The 11984-nt window shown below is 56.0% G+C and carries 11 protein-coding genes; 10 read left to right on the forward strand and 1 reads right to left on the reverse strand.

Going from position 1 to position 11984, the window contains the following annotated elements:
- Together AC5DB9_RS10255 and AC5DB9_RS10260 are read left to right on the forward strand one after the other, a co-directional pair.
- On the forward strand, window positions 1-214 hold a 214-nt coding region (locus AC5DB9_RS10255), incomplete at its 5' end, for a helix-turn-helix domain-containing protein (protein ID WP_491732051.1).
- A gap of 147 nt (window positions 215-361) precedes the next feature.
- A complete protein-coding gene (locus AC5DB9_RS10260; RefSeq protein ID WP_272991655.1) occupies window positions 362-2788 on the forward strand; it encodes a TonB-dependent receptor in 2427 nt (808 codons plus the stop codon).
- Window positions 2789-2804: 16 nt separating this feature from the next.
- Here the strand turns inward: AC5DB9_RS10260 and AC5DB9_RS10265 are convergent, their stop codons facing one another.
- Window positions 2805-3596, reverse strand: a complete 792-nt coding sequence (locus AC5DB9_RS10265; protein ID WP_272991653.1) for an EAL domain-containing protein — start codon at window positions 3594-3596, stop codon at window positions 2805-2807.
- 266 nt (window positions 3597-3862) lie between these two features.
- Between AC5DB9_RS10265 and AC5DB9_RS10270 the strand changes: the two genes are divergently transcribed.
- From AC5DB9_RS10270 to AC5DB9_RS10305, 8 genes are all read left to right on the forward strand, one after another.
- Complete coding sequence (locus AC5DB9_RS10270; protein WP_273010029.1) at window positions 3863-4639, forward strand: SDR family NAD(P)-dependent oxidoreductase; 777 nt, start codon at window positions 3863-3865, stop codon at window positions 4637-4639.
- A 15-nt stretch (window positions 4640-4654) separates the two neighbouring features.
- On the forward strand, window positions 4655-5803 hold the full coding sequence (locus AC5DB9_RS10275; protein WP_272991648.1) for an acyl-CoA dehydrogenase family protein: 1149 nt from the start codon (window positions 4655-4657) through the stop codon (window positions 5801-5803).
- 38 nt (window positions 5804-5841) lie between these two features.
- Window positions 5842-7020: a thiolase family protein gene (locus tag AC5DB9_RS10280; protein ID WP_272991645.1), complete on the forward strand. Its 1179-nt coding sequence runs from the start codon at window positions 5842-5844 to the stop codon at window positions 7018-7020.
- Window positions 7021-7601: 581 nt separating this feature from the next.
- Window positions 7602-8927, forward strand: a complete 1326-nt coding sequence (locus AC5DB9_RS10285) for a hypothetical protein (RefSeq protein ID WP_272991642.1) — start codon at window positions 7602-7604, stop codon at window positions 8925-8927.
- A 90-nt stretch (window positions 8928-9017) separates the two neighbouring features.
- Window positions 9018-9773 (forward strand): hypothetical protein, encoded by a 756-nt coding sequence (locus AC5DB9_RS10290; protein WP_272991640.1) that lies wholly within the window; start codon window positions 9018-9020, stop codon window positions 9771-9773.
- A gap of 123 nt (window positions 9774-9896) precedes the next feature.
- Window positions 9897-10355, forward strand: coding sequence for an SRPBCC domain-containing protein (locus tag AC5DB9_RS10295; RefSeq protein WP_272991637.1), 459 nt, complete (start codon window positions 9897-9899; stop codon window positions 10353-10355).
- 83 nt (window positions 10356-10438) lie between these two features.
- Window positions 10439-11635: a hypothetical protein gene (locus AC5DB9_RS10300; RefSeq protein WP_272994143.1), complete on the forward strand. Its 1197-nt coding sequence runs from the start codon at window positions 10439-10441 to the stop codon at window positions 11633-11635.
- Complete coding sequence (locus AC5DB9_RS10305) at window positions 11628-11978, forward strand: hypothetical protein (protein ID WP_272994144.1); 351 nt, start codon at window positions 11628-11630, stop codon at window positions 11976-11978. The genes AC5DB9_RS10300 and AC5DB9_RS10305 overlap by 8 nt, the downstream gene beginning before the upstream one ends.
- Window positions 11979-11984: the final 6 nt, after the last annotated feature.

Genomic DNA, 11984 nt, shown 5'->3' on the forward strand with positions numbered 1-11984 from the left:
CAGGCTCAGCTACATCAACACCAACTTCAAATGCCTGGTGGACGATGCGCGCAAGGAGCAGTCCCGCAAGCTGATTGTTGACTCCAGTGTTGGCCTGCTGGATATCTCGGCGGAGCTGGGTTTCAGCGATCAGAGTGCTTTCCAGAAGGCGTTCAAACGCTGGTTTGGTAAAGCGCCCGGCCGCTACCGTGTATCCATGCAGGCCATCGGCTAGCGTTTTCTTCTCTATGTTCCGGGGCGCCGACGGTGGCGCCCCAGGCCAAAAGTGGCGTGACGCAGAATAGCTGTCTTGTGTAATCCAGATACTATTCGTCCCTGTGATAACAAAAAAATAACGATTCCCTCACAAGGACGGTCCCTAATGAAACGCCTATCCGTGTTGCTGTCAGCCGTACTGCTGCTGTGTTTCTCATCGTGGCTTGTCGCCGCGCCGATGCTGGAAGAAGTTTTCGTCACCGCGCAGAAGCGTGAGCAGAGCGCGCAGGATGTTCCCATTGCCATTACCGCCATGTCGGCAGAAGCCATGCGCGCCGCCGGCGTGACCGACATTGCCGACCTCACCGATATCAACCCCAGTATCAGTTTCGATGTGGGGCAAAGCTCGCAGAACTCCAGCCTGAAGATTCGCGGCATCGGCACCGTCGGCAACGGCCGCACCTTTGAAGGGGCGGTGGGCGTATTCATTGATGGCGTGTACCGCTCGCGCTCCGGCATGGCGCTGCAGGATATGAATGACATTGGCTCGCTGGAATTGCTGCGCGGGCCGCAAGGCACATTGTTTGGGAAAAACACCGTAGCGGGGGCCCTGTCGCTGAACAGCACGCGCCCCAACTTTGATGGCGTATCCGGCAATGCCGAAGTCTTGCTCGGCAACTACAACAAAGAGCTGATTTCGCTGGCGCTCAACCTGCCACTGACCGACCGTCACGCCCTACGAGTGTCGGCCATTTCCAATCGGCAGGATGGCTTTCTGCGCAGCCGCCAGCAGGACGGCCGCACCTATAATCAAACCGACCGCCTGAGCGCCAAAGTGCAGTGGCTGTTTGATATCAGCGATTCGCTGGAGTCTCACCTGATTCTCGATTACTCCACCGCCGATGCCGGTTGCTGCTGGGGCAGTGTGCAGGTGCTGAGCGGGCCGCTGACCGACGATCTGATCTACTATGCGAATCTGCGCGGGCTGGATTTCTACACCGACCGCAACGCGGAAGATCAGCGTCTGACCAATAACAATTCCCGCTCCTCCGAACTGCGTGACGACATGGGCCTGAGCTGGACCCTGAACTGGGCGCTGGAGAATATGGACATCAAGTCGGTGACCGGCTTGCGGCGCTTTAAAGACGAGCAGGTTAACGGCGACGCGGACTTTGGCCCGGCGCATATTCTGCAGTTGAACGAGCCCACGCAGATCGACTTCTTCTCGCAGGAAATTAACCTCTCCACCAGCTTTGGCCCGGTGGATCTGATTGCCGGTCTGTACTTCTCTAAAGAGGAGTACAGCAGCTACCGCAACTTTGTGGCCGATACCGACGCCAACAACTACGCCAGCTTCCGCACCACCATGGCTATTCCCGAGCTGCTCGGCCTGAGCGTGGATACCGCGCCGCTCTGTCGTCCGCCGGGGATGACCCTCGGCTGTACCACCTTGCTGAGCGGTTTGCTGGGGCCGTTGGGAATCGGTGCCTTTGACCTGTTTCCCGCCGGTGGCGAGAAAATCATTGAAGACAATTACTATCAGGATGCCACCAGTGCCGCTGCCTTTGTTCACGCGCAGGCAGACCTGGGGGCAGGCTGGACCGCCATTGCCGGTCTGCGCTACAGCCGCGATGAGAAAGAGGGCGGCTACGATCAGCTTTACTGGTATGACTCTCTGCTGTCGCGCCTGATCATCAACACCGGCTTGCTCGGCCCTGTACCGTCAGGCGATGCAAGTACACCACGAAACGCGCTGGACCTGTTCGGTATCTATAATTCGCCGAGCTTCTATGACGAGTATGAAAAGGGCGTCCTTACCAGCACTGCGTCGCTGCAGTACGCCTTCAATGACGATGTGATGACCTACCTCACCTACAGTCGCGGTTACAAATCCGGCGCCGTTAATCTGTTCCAGGAAGCCGCCAACTTCAACAACACCACCTATGCGCCCGAGTATGCGACCAGCTGGGAGCTGGGGCTGAAAAGCCGCTACTGGGATGGCCGCGCGCAAACCAATATTGCCCTGTTCGACACGGTGTATGAGAACCTGCAAATCAACTTCTTCAATGGCTTCAATTTCTTCACCCGCAACACCGGGGAAGCGATCTCACGCGGCATTGAACTGGAAAATACCGTGCAGCTCACCGACGCCCTGCGCGCCGAGCTGAGCGTCACCTGGCTGGAGGCCGAATTCTCCGATTTGGGTAACGCCCCCGATACCATTCAGCATCTCGACGGTCGGCAAACGCCGCGTGCGCCGGATCTTTCCGGGGTGATGGCACTGACCTACGAGCAGCCGCTCAGTCAGTCGCTGATGGCCTATGGCCGCGTGTCGGGTTCCTACAGTGGTGAGCACTGGGCCAGCCCCGACACCGCAGATGAGCCGACGCAGGGTCCGTATACTCTGTGGGATTTGAGTTTGGGGATGCGTTTTATGGGGCGGTTTGACTACGACCTGAGTCTGTTCTGTAAAAACTGTACTGACGTGACCTATCGCACTATCTATTTCGCGATGCCGGTGCAGGAGGGCTCGTATAATGCCTATCTCAACGAGCCGCGCCAGATGGGTGTCAGTCTGAAAGCGAGTTTCTGATAAGGCACACGGCGGGCTAACGCCGTGGTATCTGGCGGGGTTGCTTGACCCTCGCCAGCATCGTCGCCAACTCGCTGGCGCTCAGATCATCGCCCACGCCATGGCCCTGCACAAGGCTTGCGCCCATTGCCAGCGCCTCCTGAATATCTTGCTGGTTCTCAACGCCGGTCACGATGCAGCTCCACTGGTGGCGCTGAGCGGCTTCCACTGCCTGAGACAATTGCCGTTGCCGCACTTGCTTGTCGGTGAGACTGGTGCCGAGACGGGGCGGCAGGCGGATTTCACTGAGCATGTCGCAGCAGGTATCTCCCAAGCTGTCGGGGCTTTGATAGAAATTGCTCACCGCCAGATGAAAACCGTTGTCTACCAGTTGGCTCAGCGGTCTGATGTGCTGATAAAAATCATCGAGCAGGCGCGAGGGGAGAATCAGGGTCAGCCCGTCGGGGTTGTCGCCACTGTCGCGAAATACCCGCATCAGCGCGTCGACCAGAGCCGGGTCCTGCAGATCGTGAAGGCGCAGCGATATTGCCAGCGGCAGTGAATAGCCCGCGTTGCGAAGCTGCTGGCGGGCACGCAGGCTGCGAATCAGGTAGAACAGCAGGAAATTAAGGTGCTTGCCCCGCTCCTCCAGCGCATGCAAAAACTGCTCACCGTGCTGAGAGCCGAATTTGCTGCTGTGCCACAGCAGCTTGGTATCCAGGGCGTGAAGTTGACCGCTGGCGGCGTTCACCTGCGGTCGGTAGCGGAGCAGAAATTCCCTGTTCTCTACGCCATAAATGATGTCGTTAATACTGAAAGCCGGAATCATGCACCGTCGCTTTGGCTGTGCGGCAGTACTGTGCGAGGGGAATACCTGCACAGAGATCACGGCCACATGGCTAAGTCTCAAAATTTGCATATATGCGACTTAGAGGGTATCGCAATGCGGTACGCGGCCGCTACCCCGCGAAAGGGGGAGGGCGCAGTTTTTAACAAAATTCCTGCGGCAATATGTCATGGCTTGCAGATCAGGCCTGAGACACACTCTCTGCCCAATGTTATGACGGTGCACAAAGTCTGCGCCGCAACCACTGCATGGGAGAGAGCAATATGGAAGCCAAGGGCGTAGCAGCCATCGTAACCGGTGGAGCCTCCGGGCTGGGTGAGGGGGCCGCAAGAGCGCTGGCCGCTGCCGGGTGCAAGGTCGCGATTTTTGATCTTCAGGAAGCGCGTGGCCGTGAGGTGGCGGCCGAACTGGGTGGTCTGTTTGTGCGTTGCGATGTGTCCTCAGCCGAGAGTGCCGAAGCCGCTTTCGCCGCCGCGCGCGAGGCCCACGGCCCCTGCGGGATTGCCGTGAACTGCGCGGGGATCGCCCCCGGCTCGCGAATTCTTGGCAAGAACGGCCCCATGCCACTGGAAAACTTCGACAAGGTGATTCAGGTCAATCTGGTCGGCAGCTTTAACATTATGCGTCTGGCGGCCGCCGACATGGCGACCCGCGAGGCCAATGCCGACGGTGAGCGCGGTGTGATTGTCTCCACGGCCTCGGTGGCGGCGTTTGAAGGCCAGATCGGTCAGGTGGCGTACAGTGCTTCCAAAGGCGGCGTGGTCTCGATGACCCTGCAGGCGGCTCGTGAACTGGCGCGCGACGGCATTCGCGTGAATACCATTGCCCCCGGTCTGTTTATGACACCGATGATGGCGGGCTTTACACAGGACGTGCAGGACAGCCTCGCCGCCACACTGCCGTTCCCGCAGCGTTTGGGCAAGCCTTCTGAATACGGCCTGCTGGTCGAGCAGATTGTGAAGAACCCCATTCTTAACGGCGAAACCATTCGTCTGGACTGCGCGCTGCGCATGGCGCCCCGCTGATCAGGAGACAAGCCAATGACCGAGGTGAACCGAGAAGAACTGGAGATGTTCCGCGATATGCTGCTCAAAGTGATGGAGGCCGAAGTGGCTCCGCACTACGAGCAGTGGGACGAGCAGGGCATTATGCCCCGCGAGCTGTGGAATACCCTGGGCGACGCCGGGCTGCTCTGCGTCGACGTTGACGAAGACAACGGTGGCTGCGGCGTGCCCTTTGAATACTCCACGCTGGTGGCCGGTGAAATTGCCCGTCTAGGCTACGGCGCGCTGGCGACCAATGTGATGGTGCACTCCGATATTGTCGCGCCGTATATCAGCCACCTCGCCAACGAGGAACAGCGGCAATATTGGCTGCCCAAGATGGTCAGCGGCGAGGTGGTGGGCGCCATCGCCATGACCGAACCGGGCGCGGGCAGCGACCTGCAGGCCATGCGCACCAGCGCCAAAAAAGACGGCGACGACTATATTCTCAACGGCTCCAAAACCTTTATCACCAACGGCCAGCACGCCAATATGGTGATTGTGGCGGCGAAAACCGACCCCAACGCCGGTGCTCGCGGCATCAGCCTGTTTCTGGTCGATACCTCGCTGCCGGGTTTCCAGCGCGGTCGCAATCTCGGCAAAATCGGTCAGCACTGTGGCGATACCTCGGAGCTGTTCTTTGAAGATGTGCGCCTGCCTGCCTCCGCCTTGCTGGGCAGGGAAGGCGAGGGCTTCGCCTACCTGATGCAGGAACTGCCCCGCGAACGTCTGGTGATTGGCGTCATCGCCTGTGGCGCCGCGCGCGGTGTACTGGATTTGACCATCGACTACGCCAACGAGCGCGAGCTGTTCGGTCAGAAGCTCAAGCAATTGCAGAACACCCGCTTCCGCATCGCCGAAATGGAAACCGATGCGCAGGTGAATGCCGCCTTTGTTGAGCAGTGCGTGCAGCGCTATAAGCGCGGCGAACTGGATGCGGCGACCGCCTCCATGGCCAAATTCAGTGCCACCGAAATGCAGTGCCGGGTGGCCGACGGCTGTCTGCAACTGTTCGGCGGCTATGGTTACACCACCGAGTATCCGGTTTCCCGTGCCTTCACCGATGCCCGCGTACAGCGCATCTACGGCGGCACCTCGGAAGTGATGAAAGAAGTTATTGCGCGTTCTCTGCTGGGCCGAGGCTGAGCGGGCAATCCAATACGGAAAGAAAAGGAGTCATTAACATGACCGAGAACGTCGTTATTCTGGGCGCCGCCCGCACCGCCATGGGCGGCCTGATGGGCAGCCTGAGCACCGTACCGTCGCCGCAACTGGGCGCGGCGAGCATTGCCGCCGCCGTGCAGCGCGCCGGGCTAAAACCGGAGCAGGTACAGGAAGTGATTATGGGCTGCGTATTGCCCGCCGGCTTGGGACAGGCACCTGCCAGACAGGCCTCGCGCGGCGCCGGTCTGCCCGATGCCACGCCCTGTACTACCGTCAACAAAATGTGCGGTTCGGGGATGCAGGCGGTGATTGCGGCCCATGATTCCATTAAAGCGGGCAGCAACGGCGTAATGGTGGCCGGTGGGATGGAGAACATGAGTCTGGCGCCCTACCTGTTGCCCAAAGCCCGCGCCGGTATGCGTATGGGCCACGGCGAAGTTCTCGATTCCATGCTGTTCGACGGCCTGCAGGATGCCTACGAGGGCGGTCTGATGGGTGTCTTCGCCCAGCGCAGCGCTGACGATTACCAGATCAGCCGCGAAACCATGGACGACTTTGCCATCGCCTCGCTGAGCAAAGCCGTTGCTGCCATGGAAAGTGGCGCCTTCGACGATGAAATCGTCCCGGTAACCGTGTCCGGTCGCGGTGGCGACACCGTTGTCTGCGCCGACGAACAGCCGCCCAAGGCCAAGCCGGAAAAAATTCCCAGCCTCAAACCCGCCTTTGCCAAAGACGGCAGCGTGACCGCCGCCAACTCCAGCTCCATCAGTGATGGCGCCTCGGCACTGGTATTGGCCTCAGAAGGTGCGGCCACGGCGGCGGGCGTCACGCCCATTGCGCGTATCGTCGCTCACGCCAGCCACGCCCAATTGCCCGCCGAGTTCACCCTGGCGCCCATTGGCGCGATCAACAAAGTGCTCGAAAAGGCGGGTTGGAGCAAAGACGACGTCGACCTTTTCGAAATCAACGAAGCCTTCGCCGTGGTGACCCTGCTGGCGATACAGGAACTGGGCCTGGACGCTGACAAAGTCAACGTCCACGGCGGCGCCTGCGCCCTCGGTCACCCCATCGGTTCCTCGGGTTCGCGGATACTCGTCACCCTCATCCATGCCCTCAAACAGCGCGGCCTGAAACGCGGCATCGCCTCGCTGTGCATTGGCGGCGGGGAAGGCACCGCGGTTGCGATAGAGCTGCTCTAAGCACCGTCTATCCGGCGGTACGCCAACCGGTATCCCACACCCGAGAAGGCCTCTCATTGAGAGGCCTTTTTTTATGCGCGTATCCATACCCGTCTGAATGGCGTAATGACAGCCGCTGAAAATCCACTATATTTTTATGACGACAGACTTTATGCTCATTTAACGCGATACGCGGATAGCGGTATCGATTAAGCCGCAGTCAGTAACACCGCCACATAGGGAATTGAGGCAGAATGACAAAACGCCTACCTCAAAATTACAGCGCAAGGCCTCGTCTCGGGGCGCGTGCTGCTGGTGTCTTAAATAATTTCCCGATGTATTTGACCGCATTTTTCGAAGCAGCGCGGCGAACTGCCAGAATGCGTCTAGTATGTCTGTCGCCGAGAACTTATCGTGAGTGTTTCGCGGCATTTTTGGTGGTGAATTTTGGGGTTAGGATTTACTTTTTATTTAAGGGGGTTGCGGCGGGCGACATGATTGTCGTGACTTCCCGATAGTAATTATAATGAGGACGGTGTCTTCATTGGCAGGCTATTGGAACGATACTAATAAGGTTTGATGAATTAATTACTGAGATTCCGATGTCAGAAGATCTAGAACTCCATGAGATTGTTGATAACTATCTTCATAAGCTTGTTGCGCTTCATGAAGTTGTCCCCTATCAAATGGCCATGGCATCAGTTGTGGCCCAGGATTCAGCAAAAAAACACAAGGCATTCCTAGACGAGAAAGCAGAAAAAATTGAAGAGACCGAAGGAAGTACTTCATATAAGCTCGACTTCAAAGATGTAAAACGATCTTCAAGGCTCGGACATCGTAGCGATCGAGCAAAGACAGTTTTAGAATTGCTTCCTAGGAATTTTGTGGTCTCGTTCGTCTCTGAATACGATTCTTACTTGGGTAAATTAATTACCCAGATACTTAGATATAAGCCAGAAATTATCAATTCTGAAGAAAAAAACATATCCCTTTCTGAGTTGGTAAACCTTGGAAGCGTGAATGCCGCGCGAGAAAAAATATTTGCAAAGGAGGTGGAGTCTATTCTGAGATCTAGTCATTCCGATCAGTTTTTATGGATGGAAAGAGTTTTTTCTATTCCATTGACCAAAGGACTTGAGTCGTGGCCGTCATTTATTGAGTTGACGGAGAGAAGAAATCTGTTTGTTCACTGCGACGGAGTGGTATCAGATCAATATATTAATGTCTGCAAGAATAATAAAGTGGTTTTAGGTAGTGATATTTGTGTAAGAAAAAAATTAAAGGTCGACAAAAAATACCTTCGGCAATCGTTTGAGGTGTTGTATGAAATAGGGCTTAAACTTTCTCAAGTACTTTGGCGAAAGCTTAGCCCTGCCGATATAAAAAAAGCTGAATCAAGTCTCTCTCATTTTACATATGAACTTTTGATTGAAGAAAACTATCGGCTAGCAAAAAATCTTTTAGATTTTGCTTGCTGCACACTTAAGAAGTGGGGGTCTGAAGGGGATAGATTAGTTTACGTTGTTAATCGAGCGCTCGCTTACAAATTCTCCGGAGATAATGATCGCTGTCAAGAAATACTTGATACTGAAGACTGGTCGGCTTGTGGTGATAATTACAATTTGTGTGTATCAGTATTAAGAGACGACTTTGATGACGCAAAGAAATTGATGTTGAGAATAGGAAGTTCTGGCAGTGTTTCTGAAGTGGATTATGCTGAGTGGCCTTGTTTTAAGGAATTCCGGTCCACCGCAGAGTTTGCAGAAGCCTTCAATGAGGTCTTTGGTTACCCCCCAAAATCAATAGAGCAAATTGATAAAGAAGATGTGCCTGATAGTGAGGATGTTAACGAAGAGCCATTGCCGTCATCAGATGACGGCCTAGAAGAAACTCTCAATCACCCGGATTTAGAAAATGAAAAAGTCTAACAAATGTAAGCTTTCTGACAAATTACTCGCTGTGCTTGCAATTTGCCGCAGCTACAGACGTTAGCTCCATAAAGGGGTACCACCGATACCATGGAAAAAGGACAAGCACTTAATCTTCTAACAGGGGCCTTAGCGGAGATATCGGACAGTCGAGGATTCGCCAGAACTGACGACTTCTCTGGACTTCGCGAGGTCGATGCAAAGATCCGAGAGGTGCGCATGATCCTAGAAGGTATCGAGGGGCTACCGGCATCATTGCTCGGCTCGATGTCCAACGACCTCGATTTCCAAGCAAACAGTCGACGTGTAAGGCTAGAGGCCTTGGCGGGCTATGTTAAGAGTGCAATCAAATTCACTGACACCGGCGCTTTCGAGAAGCCTAAAAAAATCATCCATGGCCCCCCAGATTTTTCTGCGCTGACGTCGTCGTTGCCAGGGCTTACAGAAGAAATCAATAGACGCTGGCTTGAGGCCCAAAAGTGCGTTCACGTAGAGGCCTTTACCTCTGCCGTCATTCTTATGGGTAGCATCTTGGAGGGCTTATTGCTCGCTAGAGCTCAACTCTCGGCGTCTATTGCTTACCAGTCACGTCGAGCTCCGAAAGACAAGAATGGTAAAGCAATCGCAATTCCAGATTGGACCCTTAACGCGCTAATTGATGTTGCGACTGATGTGGGCTGGATCAAAACGGATAGGGGAAAGTTTGGTCATGCACTGCGTGAGTCCCGAAACGTCGTACATCCGTGGCAAGCAGTGTCAATTCGTGCAGACTTCGATGGGGCAACTTGCCGAACATCCTGGCAAGTGCTGGATGCATCTGTGTCTGATTTGCTGAGGTCAGTGTGAGTATAAATAACAAGTTGTGGCAGTTCCCACCTTGCGGCGCCGGGGAACCTCGCCCCAAGTAGTAGACGCTTATCTCAATTAGTTGGACTTCCCCAAGTTATTTACTTACCACGAGCGCTCTTTATGTTCCCCAACTTCCACTACACCACCGAGCTGGATATCAACGCCGATGCCGAGGCGGTCTATGCCGCGATTGCGGATTTCAACAGTTACTCCCAATGGAATCCCTGGTTGATTAAGGCCAGCGGTGTGTGTGCTGAGGGAGAGCTGGTTGATGTAACCGTACGCCTTGGACGACGGGTGATGTCGGTGCAGCACAAGGTACTGGAGGCTGTGCCAGGCAGACTTCTGCGCTGGTGTGATCTGGGCTGGTTTACCAAGGCCGCTTACGGCGAGCGCTGTCGGACGATTGAGCCACTGGCAACGGGCGGTGTGCGCTACCGCAATGAGCTGCCGGTGACCGGGCCTCTGGCATGGCTGGCGCACTTGTTTACGGGACGGGCATTGCAGCAGGGTATGCAGGCAGAAAACGAGGCGCTGAAGCGTTTTGTGGAGTCGGGTGGGTCGACTCCAGAGGCTTAGCTTGAGGTTTTATCGCTCGGGGCTCGGTCGGTTCTGCTAGGATCATCTGTTGTGGGTTTGGCTTTGAGTGACGTCCCTTAACTATGTTGGATTTTGAGATTTACGCGCCGATCTCGGTGCCGGTGAGCTGGCAGTCGGAGCGGGTGGTGGATAACGATCAACGTTATCGCTTGTTGAAAAAGCGGCTGGCGGAGTTTGCCTCGGTCACCGTCAGCGAAAACCCCTGGCCGATGGGTTATGGCTCGCTTGAACATGATAATTTCCCCCTGATTTATCAGCCTTCGGCAGTGGTGACCATTGCCGGATTGTCGGCTGAGCCGGATGTGCGAGAGGCGTGTTTGTATGTTTACGACAATTGTCTGGCGGTATTGCATGTGCGCCTGTCGGTGGTGGCGGATCTGGCCGAGATTGACGATCTGGAGATTACCCAGCGCATAGAGGCGCTGTCGCAGCAGCATGTGTCACCCTTGTTGCGGGCCCTGTATCGCGCCAAGCCCGAGGCACCCTTGATTGATCCGCGTGCCTACCGGTTTTTTGACAGCGACGAGGACGCGCTGTGTCACGGCAAGCCGCACTGGGTTGCCAGAATGCTGAGCTGTGCCGAGGCATTAAGCCCGGAGCATTACCTGCCCTGGCTGCAGAGCGTGGACGAGCAAAGCGAATACCTGTTGTTAGGTTCGGGCAACTCCCTGCTGACCGACGCGGCGTATTTTTCGGATGTGCATCGCATTATGGTGGTGGCGCAGTTTCATGCGGCGCTGATGGGGCGTATTGAAGAGATGCTGAAAGAAAACCTGCGCCGCTATAACAGCAACTATTACGAGGACGGCGAGCACACGCCGTTGAGTGCCTTCTTTGCCAACCAGCAGTACCGCAACGATCACATTGAATACATCAATATTCAGGTGTCGGCGGCGATGGCGGGCGTACAGGGGCGGCGGCGCGAGCTGCTGCAACAGTTCAGCGCGGCCTGGGGCTTCGACGCGCAGCGGGAGCGGCTCAGCCAATTGACGACGCTGGCGCAGGCGCGCCTCGACCGTCTGCTGCAAAACAAACTCCGTCAGCAAAACCGCAGTATTCAAACCTTATTGGCCTTTCTGGGTTCCCTCGGACTGGTCAGCCTGATCGTGGATTTGATTGCGGTGGGCGGCGAGGTCAGTCACGACGAAACGGTGGGTCTGCTGGATCTGATCCAGGCGGTGTCGGCGGAACACCTGCTGGGCTTTACTGTTATAGTGGTGCTGTTTCTCACTCTGTATTTCTATCGTAATCATGAGTAAGCGCATTCGATTCACTGTGATTTTCTCCTCGCCGGCCTTTCCCTACGAGGCGGTGCTGGATTGGCTTGGCCCCAAATTAGGCGAGGCGTTTTCCGGCGCCTGTTGCGAAGCCATCGACGGCTTTTGGTCGGCAGACGGCGAGGAGGACAAGGCGCAGTTTCTGCCGGGGCAACATGAGGAGGGAATGCGGGTGCTGGTGTCGGTGACCCCCGAGCGGCGCGAGGCCGCGCTGTTTGAGTTACAGACCCTGTTGCAGGCGATGAAAGACGCGCTGGACCTGCCGCTGCAATGGATTCATGTTGAAGAGGAAGAGGTGATCGCCCGGCATTTCAGGCTGGCGTGAGTCCGA

The sequence above is a fragment of the Spongiibacter sp. genome (assembly GCF_984394615.1).

Coding starts and splice junctions, on each gene's coding strand:
- AC5DB9_RS10290 (WP_272991640.1), top strand. CDS start 9,018: ATGGAAAAAGGACAAGCACTTAATCTTCTAACAGGGGCCTTAGCGGAG.
- AC5DB9_RS10265 (WP_272991653.1), bottom strand. CDS start 3,596: ATGATTCCGGCTTTCAGTATTAACGACATCATTTATGGCGTAGAGAAC.
- AC5DB9_RS10270 (WP_273010029.1), top strand. CDS start 3,863: ATGGGAGAGAGCAATATGGAAGCCAAGGGCGTAGCAGCCATCGTAACC.
- AC5DB9_RS10275 (WP_272991648.1), top strand. CDS start 4,655: ATGACCGAGGTGAACCGAGAAGAACTGGAGATGTTCCGCGATATGCTG.
- AC5DB9_RS10280 (WP_272991645.1), top strand. CDS start 5,842: ATGACCGAGAACGTCGTTATTCTGGGCGCCGCCCGCACCGCCATGGGC.
- AC5DB9_RS10305 (WP_272994144.1), top strand. CDS start 11,628: ATGAGTAAGCGCATTCGATTCACTGTGATTTTCTCCTCGCCGGCCTTT.
- AC5DB9_RS10285 (WP_272991642.1), top strand. CDS start 7,602: ATGTCAGAAGATCTAGAACTCCATGAGATTGTTGATAACTATCTTCAT.
- AC5DB9_RS10300 (WP_272994143.1), top strand. CDS start 10,439: ATGTTGGATTTTGAGATTTACGCGCCGATCTCGGTGCCGGTGAGCTGG.
- AC5DB9_RS10260 (WP_272991655.1), top strand. CDS start 362: ATGAAACGCCTATCCGTGTTGCTGTCAGCCGTACTGCTGCTGTGTTTC.
- AC5DB9_RS10295 (WP_272991637.1), top strand. CDS start 9,897: ATGTTCCCCAACTTCCACTACACCACCGAGCTGGATATCAACGCCGAT.